Below are 19,918 nucleotides of genomic sequence, written 5' to 3'. Positions count from 1 at the left end.
TACGCGTTGATAGCCCGTTGTCACAAGCGCCTGCTGGTCAGCCAAACGAAAACGTGAAAAGCCCTGCAAGCGTAAACCTGCAGGGCTTCTCGGTCAGGCTGACCATCTCATTTAGGTTCTTCTCGGATTGTCGGGAAAGTTTTTTTGCTCTGTAGCTGTGAGTGCTGCGAGCTTATCCATTTGCCAGTGTGGCGCTGAATCACCTCGGCAAATGGATAAGCTCACAACTCACAAAACCAACGCCAACGCCAATCTTCCCCGGTAATCCGTGATGAACCCTCATTAAGCCCGGCAGTGTCGCACTACCGGGCTTTGTTATCAGGACAGCACTCAGAATCGGTAGTTGGTGCTCAACTCCAGAGTCCGTGGTGCACCGGGTGTGATCAGATCCACGGAACCATGCGCCGAGGCGTAATAGTCCTTGTCGAAGACGTTACGCAAACGCAGGGCCATGTCCCATTTCGGCAGGTTGTAGAGCAAGGCTGCGTCTACCGTGGTGTAGGCCGGCATGACCACTTGGTTATCCAGGGCGGTGTAACGGTCATCGACATAGTTCGCCCCCATGCCTACACGCCACTCCTGTGTCAAAGAACGTACCAACCACACATTGGCACTGTGGCGCGGGGTCAGGGTCGGAGTCTGGCCTTCGTTGGCGACACCGTTGGTTCGGCTATTGGATTTGGTGATCTCGGCATCCAGATAGGCGTAACCGGCATAGACTTGCCATTTGTCGCTCAACTGTCCGCTGGCGGTCAGTTCGAGACCATCGGTACGCTGCTCACCCGCAAGTACCAGTTTGCTCGGGTTCGCCGGATCGGTGGTTTTCATATTGGTGCGCTCCAGACGGAACAGCGCCGCCGTCAACGCCAGGCGATTGTCGAGCAGGTCCCACTTGCCGCCGATCTCGTAGTTGGTGGTCTCTTCTGGTTCCAGGTCCTGGTTCGTCGTACTCAGGGCGAACATTTCTGCAGAAGGCTGGTAGGAACGACTCACCGAGACGTAATAGGACTGAACCTGATCAGGCTGATAAACCAGGCCGACTCGCGGGCTCCAGGTGGTATCGGTTCGGGACAGGGAGCTGTGCGTCAGGTCGTCGGAATATTCCTGGTCGAACACGTCATAACGCACGCCCACCAGCGCCTTCCACTTTGGCGCCAACTCGATAAGATCCTGGACGTAGAAACCGGCCGTGTCCTGGGTATTGGTGCCCTTGGCGGTTTGCCGGTTGGCCTGGAACGGCACGTCGACCAGGCCATCGCGGTACACCGGAACCTGCGCTACGTTGTTCTGGCTGAACACGGACTGATCCTTGACCTGGCGCCCAAGTTCCACGCCATAAAGAAGGTTGTGGTTCATCCCGGCGAGCGTAGCCTGTTGCTTCAGCTCGGTCTGGTTGAACCAGCCATCCTCCTTGCGCTGCACATTGCCACGGTTGAGCTTCACCAGCAGTTCGCCGTTGGCAGCGGTGACGAAGCGTGTCGGGCTGGAATCGGCGAGTGTATTGTTGCGATCCAGGTCGTAGTGGTAGTAGCGGCTGGTGTTGCTCAGGCTGAAGTCGTCGTTGATCCGGTAGTCGACACCGGCCGTGAACGAAAACACCTCGCTGCGGGTGTAGTCGTCGTCCGGGTCGGCAGCACCGAAGCGTTTGCCACGGTCCACATCGACCGGACGATTGCCTCGTGCCGGGATGCCGAAGTCGATCAGGCGCCTGTCATACAGATAGCTGGCACCCAGGTTCAGTTCCAGATCGTCGGAGAGCTTGAAGTAGGCCGACGGTGCAATGGCCTTGCGGTCGATATAGCCGTCATCGCGGAAGGTGTCGCTGTTTTCCAGCGCACCGGTCACCCGGAATGCCTTGTCGTACTGCTGTTGATCGGCCCAGCCAGCGTCGAACTGCGTGCGCTTTTTACCCTCGCTGTCGAAGCTGACGCCCACTTCCTGTTTGGGGGCGAAGTTGGGCTTTTTGCTGATGCTGTTGATCAGGCCACCGGATGAGCCGCGGCCATAGAGCACTGCTGCGGGCCCTTTGATCACTTCCACGCGCTCGACATTGGACAGATCGCGGAAGTACAGGGCGTCGTCACGGATGCCATCGATGTACATGTCGCCGATGGCACTGAAGCCGCGAATGGTGACCTGATCGCGCTGGCCATCGCCATTGGACAGACCGATCCCCGGGACATTCTTCAGCACGTCTTCCATCGACTGTGCGCCCTGGTCCTTGATCACGCTCTGGGGAATCACGTTCACCGTTTGCGGAATATCACGTAGCGGGGCATCGATCTTCAACGCACTCCTGCTCTCGGTCGACATATAGCTCTGCTCGTTGTACTCGCTGTTTACAGCGGTTGCCGGCAGGGTCAGAGCTGGCTCGGTTTCTGCCTGTAGATCAGGTACGACCAGAACGCCCAGCAATGACAGAGAGGCTGGGTAAATGCGCGATAAAGCCACCGTGGACACCTTTTGTGTGAATTTCGCGCGAATAATAACGATTATCTTTTGTAAGTAAATACATATCATTTCTATACAGGCGGCTGACACGAATCAGAACATTCGTCTCAATTTCGCCTATCGCCTGTATTTTCAGAGGAATGGTCGGTGGGTGGCGTCGTGCGCAGGAATCCGACCGTGGTAGCCAGACATGAACGCCAGCCGACCACGGGCGATCCAGTCAATGCGTTTGAGGGGGGTCAGAGGGGCGTTTTCAAAAAGCGCTGTTCATGATCAGGATCCGGCAACAGGCATGTGTCGTATTTCCCCAGGAGCCGATAACGATTGAGCGCAATGCGGTCGTATGCCCAGTCTCGAAGCTTGCGAGGGAAGATGCGCAACAGGTTCACGGGGCACCAACGTGCGGGAAGCTGGGCGACGATTTCGAAAAATGCATTCGAACGTTCCCAGTAGTGTCGGTCGCGGATCACCGCCATGGTGTCGAATTGATCCACGGGCAAACCTGCCCACGCGAGCAGAGCCTGCCCTTCGGGTGACTGAACCGCCGCCAACCGCATGCGCCGCTGGCGGTCATGGCGAATCAGGAACCTCACCCAGCCATTGCACAGCTTGCAGACTCCGTCGAACAAGACGACCGTCTCTCCTGGTTTGAGCAGTGGCGCGGGTGAGGGGCGGATATGCGAGGCTGGCATAAGCGTGGTTCCAAGGGGCCTGGGGATTCAACACACAGGATTCTGTGTCAGCAGGATCTCGGTTAAACCGGCGCTAGCAGCACCTTGGGTGCTGCATTTGAGGCTTGAGGCCGCACATTTCTGACGGCCTCGGGCGCGCTACACGGATCAGCTGTTGCTGTGATCGGCGACCTTGGCTTTGCTTTGAGCTACAGCGGCTTCAGCTTTCTGTTTCTGGGCAACCTGGAAGGCTTCCATCGAGACTTTCCGGGCCGACTCCATGCGTGTGAAGGTCCGATCACCGCCACCTGTGGCCATGGCCAGGGAAGAAGCGGTCAGAGCGGCGGCTACGAAGAGAACTTTCATGGATTTCATTTGGGTTTCCTCAAGTTGAGAGTTGGTAAATAACTAGAATTTGTAAATAACGAATAATGGTATGTATTGGCTAAAGCAGAACCTGCCTGTTCAACCTGGCTTTACCATCAAACCAGGGCGGCGTTTCGTGCGGTCCAGGTGTCTTGTTCCAGACGCCCTTCGGTGCCTTTGTTTTTTGCATAGGCGGTGAGCAGTACCATCGCTGCGAATCCACCGACGATGAGAACCGGATAGGCTGCCAGCAACTCGACCAGCGAGTACTTCCAGGCCAGCGGACGACCAACACCGAGCATGGCGGCATAGAACCACGACACGGCAGAGAGCGAGCCCGAGAACAGCGCCAGCATGCGCAGGCTGAAGGAAAGATTAAGTATCGAACCGGCTTTTTTCAGCGCCGGCAATACAGCGCTATGCAACAGGAAGCCGTTAAAGGTCAACAGTACAACGATCCCGATCTTGGCCTGCAGTTTTGGATTGAGGAAATATTCCATCCCCTTGCCGGCATAATCGATCCCGACAATTCCAATGCCCGTAATCCAGAGAGCCCAAAGTGCAAGTACTACGGTTTTTTGCAGGCTTTCCATGTGCGCGTCATCATGGTGACCTGACGCATCTCCCTTCAGGAGTTGCTTGACCATTGCGACGTCACTGGTCAAGACCAGACCAATTGCAACACAGCAGGCGATTAGGTGGAAATATACAACGCCCAAACGAACATATTCCACGGTGGACGAAGAAAACATACTAAGTTCCATGGTGACCTCTTGGCTTCAATAGTGAATCAGCATGACTCTCGGCACGGCTTGATTGGTGTTTGCCGTTGCTGATTGCAATTAAGATTCAGTAATCACTATTTATTAATCTGGCAGCATTATGCGCTCAAGATAATAGCGATTTTCGCGAATGAACTTTTAATCATTCGGTCATGTAATCTTTCAGGTTACAAAAACATCAATTGGCACTGGGTGCATATAAGATTCAACTTGCGCTTGTGGGGGCGGGCGTGGCCCAGAACCCTGGCGGCGAGCGAATCAGGCAATGTTGGTTGGACTGGCAGGACTTCCGCCCCATTCGAGGAAACGGATCTTGTGGACCTCACCTTCGCTATCTTCGTAGACCAGGGTCACCGGTACCATACCGGTCTTGTCGGATGTATCGGTGCGCTGCAGTACCCGCTTTACATCGATTTCCATTCCGTAGTGGTATTCGACGGCCGAGACATGCGCGCCGGGTTCTTGCAGGCCATTCTGGTCAAAGACACTTGGGGCAAGACTGGAAATTACGGCACTTACTACTGTGGCGATGTTCATTAGGCTTTACCTCTTCTGAAGTTCGCTTGACGAGGACCTAATGTGACACGTGATGAAAGCGAAGTTCACTAAACCGCGACGAACGTACCCACCTGAGTCGCCTGTAGTGGCTTCAGGCTCCCGGGAATTCCCCGTGCTTGACGCCTTACGACCATTCGTCCATTAAACGCCGTATTTGTTGGGCCAAACGCCGTTTTTGGATGAGGTCATGACATGTCATGACAGATTTTTGCGCAAGATTTCACGCTTGGATGTGACAGCACATGGACCGAAAATGACTGCTATCGGGCCAGGGGGAGAAATATCGGGTATTGGCCGATTGCAGCTCGCTCATTTCTGATAAAGATTCCGATCAGTGCAAGCGGTTCGAATCTTCCTGTGGTGCGGGCCGGAGCCTTGCAACGTCCATAAAAAGCCCCTCGTCACAGGTTTCTTGCTCGTCTGAAAATTGTCTTGAATGAACAGCATTGCGGCAAAGAAGGGCTTTTTCTTTGTCAGTGAAATCTGCAAATCACCCGGCGCTTGGCGTTCCGAAACGTGTGGATCAATCAAGAGAAGCCTCAGGCACTTCGTGCAGACAGTGCCCTGGGCAGGGTTTCTCAGCTCAGGCTGGTATAGCCTTCAGGCAATGCGCGGCTCGGCCCTCCCATTTGGCAATCACCAACGGAGCCAAGGCATTGCCAAGTACGTTCAGAGCGGTCGTTGGCATTTCCATTAATCGGTAGACACCGGCAATGAATGCAATACCTTCCAAGGGCAGACCGGCACTGGCCAGGGTGGCTGACAAAATCACGAACATGAACCCCGGTACGCCGGCAGCGCCCTTGGATGTCAGAACCATTGTGACCACGAGCAAGGCCTGATCGCCAAAGCTCAGGTCGATGCCATACAGCTGTGCCACGAACAAGGTGCCGATGCCGAGGAACAGCGAAGCACCGTCAAGGTTGAACGAGTAGCCAACCGGCACTACGAAGCTGACCAGCGAGGGCGGCACCCCGTAGGTTTCAAGCTTCTTCATTAACTGCGGCATGACCGCTGCCGAACTGGCGCTGGAAAAGGCCAGGATCAGTTCATCCTTGATATGGCGCATCAGCGCGAACAGGTTGATCCCGCAGAATCGCGCCACCAGGTTCAGAACAACCAGCACGAAGAAGGCAATCGACACGTAGCTGACCATAATCAGCTTGGCCAGAGGCAGAAGAGAGCTGAAACCGAAGTTGGCTACAGTCACGGAGATCATTCCGAATACGCCGATAGGTGAGTAGGCCATGATCATTGAAGTGACCTTGAACATCGCTTCCGAAACACCACGCAGTAGCGTGATCACCGGTTCCTTGCGTTCATTGCTCAATTTGGAGACGCCGAGGCCAAACATCACGGCGAAGAACAACACGGAAAGCAGGCTCCCTTGGGCCATGGCGTTGATCACATTGTCAGGGATGATCCCGACAATAATCTGCCCAAGACTATGTCCGGCACCATTGCTGGTAGGCAGGGTAATTGCGGCGGCCTTCAGGCTTGCCAGATCTGTTCCGGCTCCGGGTTCGAGCAGGTTGCCAATCACCAGTCCGACGATGATCGCGAGGGTGGTAATGCTGAAGAAATAGCTCAGCGACTTGACCCCGATACGGCCAAGGGATTTACCGTCACCGTGACCGGCGATACCGACCACCATGCAGGAAAATACGATGGGAACGACGATCATTTTCATCAGTTTGATGAAGATGTCGCCAGCCGGTTGCAGCAGGTTGTCGACCAGCCAGGGGCGGGATTCAGGAAAACGGTGCAGCAGGGCGCCGATGGCGATGCCGGCTAGCAGGCCAATCATGATTTGCCAGACCAGCGCGATACGGGGCTTGTGCATGGGGATGCCTCATTTGATGACAATGATTATGAGTGTTGTTCTAGGCAGTCAATGAGCAGCCGTCCGGTGGCTGTCGGGTGTCGCGATATTCCGTCAGCGCAATCGTTGGCACGCTTCTTTGAGGCGACGGCAGCCTTCTTCGATGACGTCCAGTGAGCTGGCAAATGACAGTCGGATGTAGGGTGACATGCCATACGCCGCACCGCTGACCGTGGCCAGTCCGTGCTCTTTGAGCAGGTGGGCGACCAGTTCCGAGTCGTTCTGAATGACTTCGCCACTTTGTGTGATTTTGCCCATCAGTGCGCTGACATTGGCGAACACATAGAACGCTCCATCTGGCTGCGTGAAACTCAGCCCTGTGATCGGCGCCAACAGTTCCAGCATGCGATCCCGGCGGTGCTGATAAATCTCGCGCATTCCGGCAATCGGGGCCTGATCTCCAATGAACGCCGCCACGGCAGCCGCCTGACTGATCGAGCTTGGGCAAGTGGTGGTTTGGGACAAAAGCTTTCCGATGGCTGAGATCAACCAGGCAGGGCCTGCACCGAAACCCAGTCGCCAACCGGTCATGGCATAACCTTTGGAGGCCCCGTTGACGATCAACGTACGAGCCTTCAGATCAGGTGCGAACCGTGTCAAAGACACATGCCGGGCATCTCCGTACACGAATTGTTCGTATATTTCATCGGCCATGATCAGCACGTGCGGGTGTCTACGCAGCACAGCGGCAAGAGCCAGCAGTTCGGTTTCGTTGTAGACCGCGCCGCTTGGGTTGTTCGGGGTATTGAGAATGACCCATTTACTGCGTGGTGTGATGGACTTTTCCAAAGCTTCAGGCGAGAGCTTGAAGCCGTTGGTTTCGTCCCCCGCAATGATCACCGGTGTGGCGTCGTTCAGTCGGGCGATGTCCGGGTAGGAAACCCAGTACGGTGTGTGCACGATGACTTCATCACCCAGGTTCAAGGTCGCGGCCAGGGCGTGATAGATGATGTGTTTGCCGCCACAACCGGCGACAACTTCGTCGAGTCCGTAAGCCAGCCCGTTGTCGCGCTCAAGCTTTTGGCAGATAGCCTTGCGCAAGGCGAGCGTGCCGGTGGTGGCCGTGTAGTGCGTGTCACCGCTGTGCATCGCGGCACTTGCAGCGTGGAGAATATGCTCCCGGTTCGCCCACAGTGAAGTTGACAATGTCCCGGCCCAGGGCGCGTAACTCAGTCACCAGTGCGTTGGCAGCAATACTCGGTGAAGGCTCGATGCCCAGTACCCGATCAGACAAAAATGCAGTGCTCATGCTGTTCCCCTCAATCGGCCAGGCCGGCTTGTTGCAAGACTTTGTCCATCCAGCTTTGGCGGACAGCCCCGGTAGCGATTTCGGCTTTCACCTCGTCTTCGTGAGCGGCGTGTTGCGCGGCGCGGCGTAGGACTTCAGCAGCATCCGCCTGGGCGAACGCTACAAGGCCATCTTCGTCACCGACCAGCAGATCACCTGGGTTAATCAACATGCCGCCGATGGACACTGGAACGTTGATCTCTCCAGGGCCACTTTTGTACGGGCCACAGTGGACGACGCTCCGGGCGTAGCAAGGGGTGTCGTCGAAACTGGCGACATCACGAATCGCGCCATCGATGACGAAGCCGACGCAACCACGTTGCTGGGCGTAAAGCTTGACCAGCTCGCCGATCACTGCGTTGTTCGTGTCGCCCTGGGCGTCTACTACCAACACATGGCCGGGTTGCAACATGCTCATGGCCTTGTAGATCAGCAGATTGTCGCCAGGACGGGTTTTGACGGTCAGGGCAGTGCCCACCAGTTTTCCGCTACGGTTGTATCGGGTGAGGCCGCGAGCACCAATGTGGCGACCGAGGTTGTCGCTGATGTGCGGCGTAACCACGCTGGCGAAGGCTTCGAGGACTTCGGCAGTGGCGAGAGGCGAATTGGGAAGAATGCGTGAACCGGGCAAGGACATGACTGATCTCCTGAGGTATGAGCTGGCAGCCGATCTGGGCTGTGGCTCGATCTTAGGAGTGATTAATAAACAGTTTTAGCGATATTTTATTATGCGTTAGCATCGCTTTTTTTCATGTGGTGTTGTGATGATCACCTTCAAGCAGATTGACGCGCTGTACTGGATAGCCCAATTGGGTAGCTTCGAAGCGGCGGCGAACAAGCTGAACATGTCTCAGTCGGCCATTTCCAAGCGTATCCAGGAGCTGGAAGAAACCTTCGATGTGGAGATTTTCGACCGCAGCAAGCGCAACGCACGGCTGACCGAAAAGGGCGGTGAACTGCTGGATTACGCCAAGGATTTGCTGGAGCGCCGCGACTATTTGCTGGAACGGGTCAGTGCGCGTGAAGTGCTGGTGCGAAGATTTCGACTCGGGGTCACCGAGCTCACTGCATTGACCTGGTTGCCTGCATTGGTTGAAGCGCTGCGCCAGGCCTATCCCAAAGTGCAGATCGAACCGTCGGTTGAACTGAGCAGTGAGTTGTTTCGAAAACTGGAAAATGATCAGCTTGATCTGGTCATCGTTCCCGACGTCTACAATGATGCTCGATTCGTAAGTACGCCGTTGAAAAGTGTCGAGAATGCCTGGATGTGCGCACCGAGTCTGATCTCCGACCCGGATCCGGTCAGTCTCGATGTCTTGGCCAATTGCACTGTGTTGACCCAAGGCTCTCAGTCCGGCACTGGTTTGATCTATGAGCGTTGGCTGGCTTCGCATAACGTGCAGATGCCCAAGACAATCACCAGCCATAACTTGCTGGTGCAGGTCGGGCTGACCTTGTCCGGGGTCGGTGTGAGTTACCTGCCCAAGGCTTGCCTATCCCACCTGATCGAGCGTGGAGCGTTGCGCGCGTTGGTCACGACTCCAGGGTTACCACGAATTCGCTATGCCGCCCTGTACCGTACCGATCGGCAGTTTGGGCTGAATCAAAACGTGGCGCAGCTGGCGTTGCAATGCTGCGATTTTTCTCGCTTGTTGCTTTAAGCGCAGTGCCAAGGCGCTGACATTCGAACCGCTTGGTTATTGTCGTAAAACTGAAATATATCGGTCATAGAATTGACACGAGAGCTTACATTTCCTCAAGTCGGCCTCTGGCCGTTTTCATGGATGAGAAAACCCTATGCGTCGTGTTGTGTTCAATCAGAAAGGGGGCGTTGGGAAATCCAGCATTGCCTGCAACCTTGCCGCAGCGAGTGCTGCCGAAGGCTACCGAACGCTGCTGGTTGATCTCGATCCCCAGGCCAATTCGACTCACTATCTGACAGGCCTGATCAACGAAAGCATTCCAACGGGCATCGCTGACTTTTTCAGACAGACACTATCCGGCGGCTTCGAAGGCAGAAGGAATCGAGTGGTCATCACCGAGACCTCTTACGACAACCTTCACTTGGTGACTGCCTGCTCCGACCTGGCTGACCTCCAGTCAAAACTCGAGTCCAAATACAAGATCAATAAACTGCGCAAGCTGCTGGTTGAACTGTCCGAGGACTACGAGCGCATCTATATCGATACACCTCCATCACTGAACTTCTACACATTCAGTGCGCTGGTGGCGGCGGACAGATTGCTGATCCCATTCGATTGCGACAGCTTTTCGCGCCAGGCGCTGTACCGCGTCATCGCTCAGGCAGAGGAGCTACGTCTTGATCACAATGAATCACTGATAGTAGAGGGAGTAGTGGTCAACCAGTTCACCGGGCATACCGGCTTGCACCAGAATCTCGTTGATGAGTTGTTGGCCGAAGGTTTACCTGTGCTGCCGGTTTACCTGAGCAGCTCCGTCAAGATGCGCGAATCTCACGAAGTTTCAGTGCCCATCATCCATTTGGCTCCTCGGCATAAGCTTTCGCGGGAGTTTTTTGGATTGCTGGATACCTTGGAGCGGGCGGCCTAGCGTCATCACTGAGGGGGCGACCCTTAAGGCCGTCCCTCCAGCGCGTCAAATCGGCCGGAGCCGGTGATTCAAAGGCAGCTCGTGCAGCTGAAACACTGACGAAACATTCCAGCCATATGATTCGCGTGACCGAAACCCAGGGGATTGGAGATGAATCGGCCATCAAGAAGCATGCGCAAACTGCTCGACTCAGTCGCCACTCACAATGAGATAGTGGCGCTCGAAGTGATGCGCGCAGCAGAGCAGCTCCAGGACGAGGTGCTTCGTCAACGATTGCTCAACATGATTCACCGGCTCAACCAGGACGCCAATGATTTGCGAATGGCGCGCGACGATATCCAGGGCGGTGCCATAAAGCTCGCCTGATCGGTCAGGGAAGCGTTTCCAAGTCGCTCTTTCGGGTCCGCGAGGCCGAAACGGTCATCGGCCCTGGCGGAGGCGCACTGTCGATCCTTTTCCACGCCATTGCCGATGGTGGGCTGACGAACCATTTTCCTGTCAGTAATGCTGGCTTAATTCTGGTTCGCTGATATCGCGCGCAATCGGCGCTTTACGCAAGGCAACCGAGAGCGTGTGTTCAATTGATTGTTAGCACTATTTCTGGCGGCTACACTCCATCCCCATGAAACGCTACCTGCGGTTTTGCCTCATTTTCTTGATCAGCCTGGCGCTTCCCCTCAGCGGGATGGCGGGCGTTCAGGCGCCGACAGAACCGTGCCCGATGAAGACAATGGGCATGGCGATGATGGACGACATGGGGATGGACTGCTGCAACGATATGAAAAGCCCGACCGAGCACGGCAAACCCTGCAAGCCTGGCCAGGAATGCAAGACGGGTGGCATGTTGCAAGTGTCGATCTCCAAGCCTCCTGTTACGTTGTACAGTCCTGTAGTGCTTTCTCTCATCAGCGATTCCATACCTGTATCGACCCCGACCGGGGTATGGCGACCGCCCCGCGTTTGATTCCTGACCCACATTGAGCGTCATTCCGTTTTGGCGGGATGGCATGGCTGTGCGCGTGTCCTTTGATGCGTGCAGTGGATGATCACAGGAATCGTAAACATGAACTCCAAGTGCTATTGCACAGGCTGGTCCCTCGTGGCCGGTCTGGCGGCAAGCGTACTGGCATTGCCGAGCTTCGCTGGCGCATTGACACTCGACGAAGCGTTGCGGCTGGCGGAAAACAATGCGCCGTCACTGACGGCACAAGACGCGAAAATTCAGGCTGCCAGCAGCGCAGCTATTCCAGCCGGTGAACTACCTGACCCCAAACTGCTGCTGGGTGTGCAGAACTACCCCGTTGGTGGTCCGGATCGCTGGAGCATCGACCAGGACTTCATGACCATGCAGATGGTCGGTGTCAGGCAGGAGATGCCCAACGGCGACAAGCGCAAAGCGCGTATCGAGGTCGCCAGCGCCGCCGTTGATCGCGCTGCGGCAGAGCGTCGGGTCGAACGTCTGAACGTTCGCCAATCCACGGCATTGGCCTGGATAAATAGCTACTCGGTTGAGCGTAAAGACGCACTATTCCAGGACTTTTACAAAGAAAATCGCCTGCTGACCGAGACCGTCCGGGCGCAGATTGCCGGTGGTCGCGCTCAACCCGCGGACGCGGTGACGCCCAAACAGGAAGCAGTTCGGTTGGCGGAGCAACAGGACGATCTGATTCGCCAGAGAACGCAAGCACGAGCGGCGCTCAAGCGGTGGATCGGTCCCGCCGCCAACGACAAGCCAGCGGGCAGCCTGCCGCAATGGCCTGTCGATACCTCAAGCTACACCCATAAACTGCAACACCATCCCGAGTTGGCAGCGTTTGCGCCGATGACCCGCGAAGCGCAAGCCAAGGTTCGTGAAGCCGTGTCGGAGAAACGGTCGGACTGGAGCTGGGAAGTGGATTACCAGCACCGTGGTCGTGAGTTCGGCGACATGGTCAGTGTGCAGTTTTCCTGGGATCTGCCACTGTTCCCTGACGCTCGCCAAAATCCCAGAATCGCCGCTAAACAGGCTGAACTCAGCCAGCTTGAGGCCGAGCGCGAAGCCCTGTCACGTGAGCACACCCAGCAACTGGAAAGCGAACTGGCTGACTACGAACGCCTGAATCGTGCAGTACAGCGAAACCGGCAAAGCCTGTTGCCGCTGGCCAGGGAAAAGGTCGAACTCAGCATGGCCAGTTATCGTGCTGGCAAAGGTGATTTGAATGCCGTTGTTGCCGCCCGTCGTGAACTTATCGAAGCCCGCCTCAAACAGATCGACGTGGAAGAGCAGCGAGCGCTGACCAGCGCGCGACTCTATTTTGCCTATGGGGAGGCCGGCCAATGATCCTGAAAAAATGGAATGGGGCATTGTTGGTGGGCATCTCGCTGGCATTGGGTGTTGCCGGCGGTTATTGGTTCGCTCACCAGCGCATGGGCGAAGTACCCGTTACCGCCCCGGAGCTGAGCCCCAATGCACCGGACGAACGCAAGGCGCTGTATTGGTACGACCCCATGTACCCGCAGCAAATGTTCGACAAGCCGGGCAAGTCTCCCTTCATGGACATGCAACTGGTCCCGCAATACGCCAGTGGCGATAGCGACCGTGCGACGGTCAGTATCGATCCAGGCCTGACTCAGAATCTCGGTCTGCGTTTTGCGACGGTCAGTCGCGGGATCTTTGACTCCAGCCTAGATGTGAGTGGTGTCCTGGCATTCAACGAACGGGATGTCGCCGTGATACAGGCCCGCACTCCTGGCTTTGTGGAGCGGGTCTACGCCCACGCTCCAGGTGATGTGTTGAAAGCCAACGCGGCGTTGGCGGATATCCTGGTGCCCGAGTGGGTTGCCGCCCAGACCGAGTTCCTTGCACTCAAGCGCAACGGCGATGCGGACTTGCTGGCTGCGGCACGCCAGCGACTGCAGCTCACGGGGATGCCGGCAGCACTGATCACTCAGGTGGAGCGGGGCGGTAAGGTCCAACCCTACCTGACGCTGACCAGCCCCATTGGTGGTGTGCTGCAAGCGTTGAATGTCCGGACGGGAATGACCGTTGCGGCGGGCGAGACGCTGGCTCGCGTCAACGGTTTGAGCAGTGTCTGGATGGCCGTGGCCGTTCCAGAGTCGGAGGCGGGAACCATCGCTGTGGGGCAAACAGTTGAAGCGCAACTGCCGGCCTTCCCGGGGATAAAGCTAAGTGGCAAGGTCAGTGCAATTCTGCCGGAGACCAATCCGGACAGCCGTACCCTGCGTGTGCGGGTGGATCTGCCCAACCCGGACGGACGCCTCAGGCCGGGTTTGACCGCGCAGGTACGCCTTAACCGCTCAACGCAGCACAGTGTGTTGTGGGTACCGAGCGAGGCCGTTATCCGCACAGGCCGGCGTGCCTTGGTGATGCTTGCCGAAGACGCGGGCCGCTACCGGCCGGTGGAAGTGCAACCCGGACAGGAAAGCGATGGCAAAACGCAGATATTGCAAGGTCTGGAAGTTGACCAGCAGGTCGTTACGTCCGGCCAGTTCCTGCTCGACTCGGAGGCCAGTCTGAAGGGCATTGTTGCAACCCCGGAGAACGCGTCGCCACCCGGCACAGCAGCCTCCGGCTTTCATGAAGCGGATGGGCAGATCGTCGAGATCAACGACAAGGAAGTCACGCTCGCCCATGGTCCTTTCAAGACGCTGGGCATGCCGGGTATGACCATGACGTTTCCACTCGCCAATCCGGCGCTGACGCAAGGCCTCAAGCCGGGCGACAGGGTTCGCGTCGCGGTGAGCCAGACTGACGATGGCTTGCGGGTCGAGCGCCTGGAAAAAACCGGAGGCCAGCCATGATCGCCGCCCTCATACGCTGGTCAGTGGCCAATCGCTTCCTGGTGTTGTTGGCGACGCTGTTCGTCACGGCCTGGGGCATCTGGTCGGTGCAGAACACGCCCATCGATGCATTGCCGGACCTCTCTGATGTTCAGGTCATCATCCGTACCCCATTTGCTGGACAGGCACCGCAGATCGTCGAGAACCAGGTGACCTATCCGTTGGCCACCACCATGCTCTCGGTGCCGGGAGCCAAAACGGTGCGTGGTTACTCGTTCTTTGGCGACAGCTTTGTCTATGTGCTGTTCGAGGATGGAACCGACCTGTACTGGGCTCGCTCGCGGGTCCTGGAATATCTGAGTCAGATACAAGGCCGTTTGCCGCCGAGTGCCAAGCCGGCATTGGGGCCGGATGCGACGGGGGTGGGCTGGATCTACCAGTACGCACTGGTGGATCGCAGTGGCGGGCACGACCTGGCACAGCTGCGCGCACTTCAGGACTGGTTCCTCAAGTTCGAGCTCAAGACCCTCGCGAACGTCGCCGAGGTGGCTACGGTCGGCGGGATGGTCAAGCAGTATCAGGTGCAACTGGATCCGCTCAAAATGGCCAGCCTCGGCATCACTCAGGCTGAGGTGAGCGAGGCTATCGGCAAGGCCAACCAGGAAACGGGTGGCGCGGTGCTGGAGATGGCGGAGACCGAGTTCATCGTGCGAGCTTCCGGTTACCTGAAGTCGCTCAATGACTTTCGGGCGATCCCGCTCAAGCTCGCTGCGGGTGGCGTGCCCGTGACCCTCGGCGATGTCGCCACGATCCAGTCGGGACCGGAAATGCGGCGCGGCATCAGCGAACTCGACGGCGAAGGGGAGACGGTCGGCGGTGTAGTGATCTTGCGCAGCGGCAAGAACGCTCGCCAGACCATTGCGGCGGTCAAGAGCAAACTTGACGAGCTGAAAGGCAGTCTGCCGGCCGGCGTGGAGATCGTCACCACCTACGACCGCAGCAAGCTGATCGACCGCGCTGTGGAGAACCTCAGTCACAAGCTGCTCGAAGAGTTCATTGTTGTCGCGCTGGTCTGCGGGATCTTCCTCTGGCACTTGCGCTCATCGCTTGTGGCGATCATTTCGCTGCCGGTGGGGGTGCTTATCGCCTTCATCGTCATGCACTACCAAGGCCTCAATGCCAACATCATGTCCTTGGGCGGGATTGCCATCGCCATCGGCGCCATGGTCGATGCCGCCGTGGTGATGATTGAAAACGCCCACAAGAAGATCGAGGCCTGGCACCTGGCCAATCCCGGGGAAGAACTGAAGGGGGAGCGTCATTGGCACGTCATGACCGAAGCGGCGGCAGAGGTGGGGCCGGCCCTGTTCTTCTGTCTGTTGATCATCACCCTGTCGTTCATTCCGGTGTTCACCCTGGAGGCGCAGGAAGGGCGTCTGTTCGGTCCGCTGGCGTTCACCAAGACCTACGCCATGGCCGCAGCGGCTGGATTGTCGGTGACTCTGGTGCCAGTGCTGATGGGTTACTGGATTCGTGGACGAATCCCCAGTGAGCAACAGAATCCATTGAACCGCTGGTTGATCCGGATCTATCAGCCAGCACTGGATGCAGTCCTGCGTCGACCAAAGATCACGCTGCTGGTGGCGCTATTGGTTTTTGCCAGTGCGCTGTGGCCAATGTCTCGCTTGGGGGGCGAGTTTCTCCCGCCGCTGGACGAGGGCGACCTGCTGTATATGCCTTCGGCCCTGCCGGGGTTGTCGGCGCAGAAAGCGGCGCAACTGCTGCAACAGACCGACCGCTTGATCAAGACCGTACCGGAGGTCGAACATGTCTTCGGTAAAGCCGGTCGTGCCGAAAGTGCCACCGACCCGGCACCGCTGGAGATGTTCGAAACCACCATTCAATTCAAGCCGCATGCACAATGGCGCCCGGGCATGACCCAGGAAAAACTGGTGGAGGAACTGGATCGTGTGGTGAACGTTCCAGGTTTGACCAACATCTGGATACCGCCGATTCGAAACCGTATCGACATGCTGGCGACGGGCATCAAGAGCCCGATCGGTGTGAAGGTTGCCGGCCCCAATCTGGCGCAAATCGATGCGGTCACCCAGGCCGTCGAGCGGGTGGCCAGGGACGTGCCCGGTGTCAGTTCGGCGTTGGCCGAGCGGCTGACCGGCGGCCGCTATATCGATGTGGATATCGACCGTAAAGCCGCCGCCCGCTACGGACTGAACATTGCCGATGTGCAGTCCATCGTCGCCGGTGCCATTGGTGGTGAAAATGTCGGCGAGACCATTGAAGGGCTTGCTCGCTTTCCGATCAACGTACGTTACCCACGAGAGTGGCGCGACTCGCTCGGCGCCCTGGAGCAACTGCCGATCTATACCCCGCTGGGCAGTCAGATCACCCTGGGCACAGTGGCGAAGGTCAAGGTCAGCGACGGTCCGCCGATGCTCAAGAGCGAGAACGCACGACCTTCGGGCTGGGTGTACATCGATGTGCGGGGGCGGGACATTGCTTCGGTGGTTGCCGATTTGCGTCGGGTCGCCAATGAACAGGTCAAGTTGCAACCGGGCATGAGCCTGAGCTACTCCGGGCAGTTCGAGTTTCTCGAAAGGGCCAACGCACGCCTGAAACTGGTGGTGCCGGCCACGCTGTTGATCATTTTCGTGCTGCTGTACCTGACGTTCGCCCGCTTCGACGAGGCTTTGCTGATCATGGCTACTCTGCCGTTCGCGCTGACTGGCGGGGCATGGTTCCTCTACCTGCTGGGGTTCAACCTGTCGGTCGCCACCGGGGTTGGCTTTATCGCCTTGGCCGGTGTTTCTGCCGAGTTTGGCGTGATCATGCTGCTCTACCTGAAGAACGCCTGGGCCGAACGTGAAGACCTCGGTGACAGCACTGAACGCGGGCTGCTGGCGGCGATTCGTGAAGGTGCTGTGCAGCGTGTCAGACCCAAGGCCATGACCGTGGCCGTCATCATCGCTGGCCTGTTACCCATCCTGTTGGGCAGCGGTACGGGTAGCGAAGTGATGAGCCGCATCGCCGCGCCCATGGTCGGCGGTATGGTCACGGCACCTTTACTGTCCCTGTTTGTCATTCCGGCAGCCTATCGCCTGATGCGTCGCCGGCACGTCCAGCTTGAACCCAACACCACTCAAGGAAAACTCGTATGAAACTGACCCTTATTGCAGTTGCAAGCACCGTATTTGCGCTATCGCTTTCTGCCCACGCGGAGGATATGCCGGGAATGAAAAGGGACGGTATGGAGGGCATGGAGATGAAGCAGGAATCGAAGCAAGCACCAGTCGCCAACGCCGAGGGAACGATCAAGGCCATGGATACTGCAACGCATACGGTGACCCTCGCTCACGGCGCCGTTCCAGCGGTGCAATGGCCACCGATGACCATGGCCTTTTCAGTGACTCAAGATCAGATGAAAGGGCTGAAGGTGGGAGACCATGTATCGTTTTCCTTTCAGCTGGAGGGCGGTAGAGCCACGATTGTTTCCATAAAAAAATGAAGCACTGATGTTGCTTGTGGTCGGTTGTTGCCTTTTGCGAAGGGCTGCGACCTCAATGCGAACAGTCAAGGTCATCCGAAGCGGCGAGTGCATGTGCGTACGAATCGGATGACCATCTGGAATCCTTTCGCGGGGCTGATACAGGATGCCCCAAGAAGATGGACAGCTATGCTGAAATCACTACTCGTTATCGCTATCGGCGCATCCCTCGGGGGCCTGGTAACGCTAGCGATGAGCGTTGCAGGGCTTGTTTCGTTTCAATTGATTGGCACGTGCTAGAGAGGTGATGAGTCATGAAAGGCTTTTTGGTGATTTTCATTACCCAACAGAGCCGTCGACATCGCGGGAAAATGCTGGGCGATTGGCTCGTCGACCTGGCCCAAGAGATGGGGTTACGCGGTGCCACCCTGGCAACCGGTATCGAAGGCTTCGGGCACTCAGGGAAACTGCATTCCTCGCATTTTTTTGAGCTGGCCGATCAGCCTACCGAAGTCCATATGGCAATTACCGAAGAAGAGTCCGTTCGGCTGTTTGAGCGACTTGAGGCCGAAGATATCTCCCTGTTTTACATAAAGACCCCGGTTGAATTCGGAGCTGTCGGCAGGCAGGCCAACCAACCCGATCACCAGCCTTGAAATCTGAGAAAAACAGGTGGGTTGCTGCAATCGAACGCCGGCTTTTGGCCCAAAGCGCTCGGTCGCCAATTAATTTTCAGTGCATTATTTTTGCACTACAGCCATCCGACGACCGCTCATGAAGCACAGGAACCCACCCATCGCGGTCAGTGCGCTCAAGGCATAGAACATCGTGGGCGCGGGGGTGTGCATCAATAGAAAGCCACAAATCACCGGGCTCAGGGCGCCACCGAGAGCCGCCAGGTTCTGGGCGCCGTAGTAACTACCGCGCAGCTCTTCCGGGGCCAGGGTGTCGACGAAGAGGAATTCGGCCGGGTAAATGATCATTTCACCGAGGGTGAAAATGAACATCGCCACGCACCAACTCACCATGTTGTCAGCCAGGCTGAAGCCGATCAGGCCAAAGATGAACAGGCTGGTGCCCCCGGCAATCCAGTAGCGCAGCTTCTCGCGATTGAGGAACCGGCCGATCTGGTACTGCAGCAGGATCACGCTGATGGCGTTGCAGGCGAGCAGGGCGGCCATGATTTCCAGGGCGCGTCTGGAGTCGTGGGTCACCAGCAGGTATTGCGACAAGTAGAGGGTGAAGCGCCCGTGCACCACAGTGCTGAGCAGGCAGCCGCAAGTGAACATTATCAGGGTACGGTCGTTTTTCAGGGTCACCAGAGTCTTGAGGAAACTTTGCGGTTGGCCAATGGCCGGTGTCTGCGCTGCATCCCTGGGGATGCCTATCATCAGGAAGATGCTGAAGAACGCGATGCCGCCGGCGATCAGGAACGGCGCAATCGGATAGACCCCGGCGATCACCACGCCGAGCATGGGACCGGTGGCATAGCCGATGTTGGTCAGGGTGTAGCGCAAGGAAAACACCTTGGCGCGCTGGCCCATGGGCAGGTTTTCGCTGAGGATCGCTTTTGAACCGATGAGAAACAGCGCTGACGCGGTCTCGGTGACCACCAGGGTCATGGTGGTCAGGTAGAGGTTTTCGGCAAAGGTCAGCAGTACGAAACCGATGGCGCTGGAGAGCATCGCCAGGATCAACAGCCGGCGCTTTTCCAGGCGGTCGATGACATAGCCGCCATACAGAGCCAGCAGGGTGGCGATGAACACCGCGATACCGAGCAGCAAACCGACGTCCTGCTGGTTGAGGCCCAGCTTGTTGCTCAGGAACAGCGTGAGCAACGGACTGGTAATGGCACGGCTGACCACGATGGTCAGTGAAACGATCATCAAGCGGCGAATAATGAGCGAGTAAGTGGTCACGGTGAGTGCAAATGTCCTTATTCAGATGCTGTGATGTTCGGCGATAGACCGCGTCGCGCCCTTCGCGAGCAGGCTCGCTCCCACAGGGGAGCGCATTCCAAATGTGGGAGCGAGCCTGCTCGCGAAGAGGCCGGAACGAGCGACATCA

Annotated in this window: 17 protein-coding genes and 1 pseudogene; 9 read left to right on the top strand and 9 right to left on the bottom strand. The window is 57.3% G+C overall.

Annotation, left to right across the window (positions count from 1 at the left end; genetic code table 11):
* Nucleotides 1–330: 330 nt before the first annotated feature.
* The 8 genes and pseudogenes from CAF65_RS26895 to CAF65_RS26860 all read right to left on the bottom strand — a co-directional run bounded on the left by CAF65_RS26895 (nt 331) and on the right by CAF65_RS26860 (nt 8,635).
* Nucleotides 331–2,451 (bottom strand): TonB-dependent siderophore receptor, encoded by a 2,121-nt coding sequence (locus tag CAF65_RS26895; RefSeq protein ID WP_085719016.1) that lies wholly within the window; start codon nt 2,449–2,451, stop codon nt 331–333.
* A 239-nt stretch (nt 2,452–2,690) separates the two neighbouring features.
* Nucleotides 2,691–3,143: a thiol-disulfide oxidoreductase DCC family protein gene (locus CAF65_RS26890; RefSeq protein WP_085719015.1), complete on the bottom strand. Its 453-nt coding sequence runs from the start codon at nt 3,141–3,143 to the stop codon at nt 2,691–2,693.
* Nucleotides 3,144–3,290: 147 nt separating this feature from the next.
* Entirely contained in the window at nt 3,291–3,497 is a 207-nt protein-coding gene (locus tag CAF65_RS26885) for a co-regulatory protein PtrA N-terminal domain-containing protein (protein WP_057396381.1), read from the bottom strand.
* A 107-nt stretch (nt 3,498–3,604) separates the two neighbouring features.
* The gene (locus tag CAF65_RS26880; protein WP_085719014.1) at nt 3,605–4,252 is read right to left on the bottom strand and encodes a hypothetical protein; all 648 of its coding nucleotides are present in this window, start codon (nt 4,250–4,252) and stop codon (nt 3,605–3,607) included.
* A 276-nt stretch (nt 4,253–4,528) separates the two neighbouring features.
* Nucleotides 4,529–4,807: a DUF2790 domain-containing protein gene (locus CAF65_RS26875; RefSeq protein WP_085719013.1), complete on the bottom strand. Its 279-nt coding sequence runs from the start codon at nt 4,805–4,807 to the stop codon at nt 4,529–4,531.
* 604 nt (nt 4,808–5,411) lie between these two features.
* Nucleotides 5,412–6,671 carry a cation:dicarboxylate symporter family transporter gene (locus tag CAF65_RS26870; RefSeq protein ID WP_085719012.1) on the bottom strand — a complete coding sequence of 420 codons (1,260 nt, stop codon included), beginning with the start codon at nt 6,669–6,671 and terminating at the stop codon, nt 5,412–5,414.
* A gap of 93 nt (nt 6,672–6,764) precedes the next feature.
* Nucleotides 6,765–7,959: pseudogene (locus tag CAF65_RS26865) on the bottom strand (pyridoxal phosphate-dependent aminotransferase).
* A 10-nt stretch (nt 7,960–7,969) separates the two neighbouring features.
* A complete protein-coding gene (locus tag CAF65_RS26860) occupies nt 7,970–8,635 on the bottom strand; it encodes an RraA family protein (RefSeq protein ID WP_085719011.1) in 666 nt (221 codons plus the stop codon).
* A gap of 127 nt (nt 8,636–8,762) precedes the next feature.
* On the opposite strand from CAF65_RS26860, the gene CAF65_RS26855 reads away from it, so the two are divergent.
* The 9 genes from CAF65_RS26855 (at nt 8,763) to CAF65_RS26815 (ending at nt 18,507) form a co-directional block, all read left to right on the top strand.
* Nucleotides 8,763–9,659 carry a LysR family transcriptional regulator gene (locus CAF65_RS26855; protein WP_085719010.1) on the top strand — a complete coding sequence of 299 codons (897 nt, stop codon included), beginning with the start codon at nt 8,763–8,765 and terminating at the stop codon, nt 9,657–9,659.
* A 136-nt stretch (nt 9,660–9,795) separates the two neighbouring features.
* Nucleotides 9,796–10,569 (top strand): ParA family protein, encoded by a 774-nt coding sequence (locus CAF65_RS26850; protein WP_085719009.1) that lies wholly within the window; start codon nt 9,796–9,798, stop codon nt 10,567–10,569.
* Nucleotides 10,570–10,719: 150 nt separating this feature from the next.
* A complete protein-coding gene (locus CAF65_RS26845; RefSeq protein WP_085719008.1) occupies nt 10,720–10,935 on the top strand; it encodes a hypothetical protein in 216 nt (71 codons plus the stop codon).
* Between the two features lie 256 nt (nt 10,936–11,191).
* Nucleotides 11,192–11,533: a hypothetical protein gene (locus tag CAF65_RS26840; RefSeq protein WP_085719007.1), complete on the top strand. Its 342-nt coding sequence runs from the start codon at nt 11,192–11,194 to the stop codon at nt 11,531–11,533.
* Between the two features lie 99 nt (nt 11,534–11,632).
* Entirely contained in the window at nt 11,633–12,889 is a 1,257-nt protein-coding gene (locus CAF65_RS26835) for a TolC family protein (protein ID WP_085719006.1), read from the top strand.
* Nucleotides 12,886–14,370, top strand: coding sequence for an efflux RND transporter periplasmic adaptor subunit (locus CAF65_RS26830; RefSeq protein ID WP_085719005.1), 1,485 nt, complete (start codon nt 12,886–12,888; stop codon nt 14,368–14,370). The genes CAF65_RS26835 and CAF65_RS26830 overlap by 4 nt, the downstream gene beginning before the upstream one ends.
* Complete coding sequence (locus tag CAF65_RS26825; protein ID WP_085719004.1) at nt 14,367–17,525, top strand: efflux RND transporter permease subunit; 3,159 nt, start codon at nt 14,367–14,369, stop codon at nt 17,523–17,525. Before CAF65_RS26830 ends, CAF65_RS26825 begins: the two co-directional genes overlap by 4 nt.
* On the top strand, nt 17,522–17,872 hold the full coding sequence (locus CAF65_RS26820; RefSeq protein ID WP_085719003.1) for a copper-binding protein: 351 nt from the start codon (nt 17,522–17,524) through the stop codon (nt 17,870–17,872). Before CAF65_RS26825 ends, CAF65_RS26820 begins: the two co-directional genes overlap by 4 nt.
* A 293-nt stretch (nt 17,873–18,165) precedes the next feature.
* On the top strand, nt 18,166–18,507 hold the full coding sequence (locus CAF65_RS26815; protein ID WP_085719002.1) for a DUF190 domain-containing protein: 342 nt from the start codon (nt 18,166–18,168) through the stop codon (nt 18,505–18,507).
* Between the two features lie 84 nt (nt 18,508–18,591).
* Here CAF65_RS26815 and CAF65_RS26810 read toward each other — a convergent pair whose 3' ends face one another.
* Nucleotides 18,592–19,770 (bottom strand): MFS transporter, encoded by a 1,179-nt coding sequence (locus tag CAF65_RS26810; RefSeq protein WP_085719001.1) that lies wholly within the window; start codon nt 19,768–19,770, stop codon nt 18,592–18,594.
* Nucleotides 19,771–19,918 lie beyond the last annotated feature (148 nt).

The organism is Pseudomonas sp. B28(2017) (assembly GCF_002113025.1).
Lineage (GTDB): Bacteria > Pseudomonadota > Gammaproteobacteria > Pseudomonadales > Pseudomonadaceae > Aquipseudomonas.
Note: the sequence above shows the minus strand (reverse complement) of the source record. Positions and strands in the feature narration are given on the sequence as shown.

Excerpts from the sequence above, each read along its gene's own strand:
- CAF65_RS26830 (WP_085719005.1), top strand. The coding sequence starts at position 12,886 with ATGATCCTGAAAAAATGGAATGGGGCATTGTTGGTGGGCATCTCGCTG.
- CAF65_RS26875 (WP_085719013.1), bottom strand. The coding sequence starts at position 4,807 with ATGAACATCGCCACAGTAGTAAGTGCCGTAATTTCCAGTCTTGCCCCA.
- CAF65_RS26870 (WP_085719012.1), bottom strand. The coding sequence starts at position 6,671 with ATGCACAAGCCCCGTATCGCGCTGGTCTGGCAAATCATGATTGGCCTG.
- CAF65_RS26885 (WP_057396381.1), bottom strand. The coding sequence starts at position 3,497 with ATGAAATCCATGAAAGTTCTCTTCGTAGCCGCCGCTCTGACCGCTTCT.
- CAF65_RS26825 (WP_085719004.1), top strand. The coding sequence starts at position 14,367 with ATGATCGCCGCCCTCATACGCTGGTCAGTGGCCAATCGCTTCCTGGTG.
- CAF65_RS26890 (WP_085719015.1), bottom strand. The coding sequence starts at position 3,143 with ATGCCAGCCTCGCATATCCGCCCCTCACCCGCGCCACTGCTCAAACCA.
- CAF65_RS26815 (WP_085719002.1), top strand. The coding sequence starts at position 18,166 with ATGAAAGGCTTTTTGGTGATTTTCATTACCCAACAGAGCCGTCGACAT.
- CAF65_RS26820 (WP_085719003.1), top strand. The coding sequence starts at position 17,522 with ATGAAACTGACCCTTATTGCAGTTGCAAGCACCGTATTTGCGCTATCG.
- CAF65_RS26880 (WP_085719014.1), bottom strand. The coding sequence starts at position 4,252 with ATGGAACTTAGTATGTTTTCTTCGTCCACCGTGGAATATGTTCGTTTG.
- CAF65_RS26840 (WP_085719007.1), top strand. The coding sequence starts at position 11,192 with ATGAAACGCTACCTGCGGTTTTGCCTCATTTTCTTGATCAGCCTGGCG.
- CAF65_RS26855 (WP_085719010.1), top strand. The coding sequence starts at position 8,763 with ATGATCACCTTCAAGCAGATTGACGCGCTGTACTGGATAGCCCAATTG.
- CAF65_RS26860 (WP_085719011.1), bottom strand. The coding sequence starts at position 8,635 with ATGTCCTTGCCCGGTTCACGCATTCTTCCCAATTCGCCTCTCGCCACT.
- CAF65_RS26845 (WP_085719008.1), top strand. The coding sequence starts at position 10,720 with ATGAATCGGCCATCAAGAAGCATGCGCAAACTGCTCGACTCAGTCGCC.
- CAF65_RS26850 (WP_085719009.1), top strand. The coding sequence starts at position 9,796 with ATGCGTCGTGTTGTGTTCAATCAGAAAGGGGGCGTTGGGAAATCCAGC.
- CAF65_RS26835 (WP_085719006.1), top strand. The coding sequence starts at position 11,633 with ATGAACTCCAAGTGCTATTGCACAGGCTGGTCCCTCGTGGCCGGTCTG.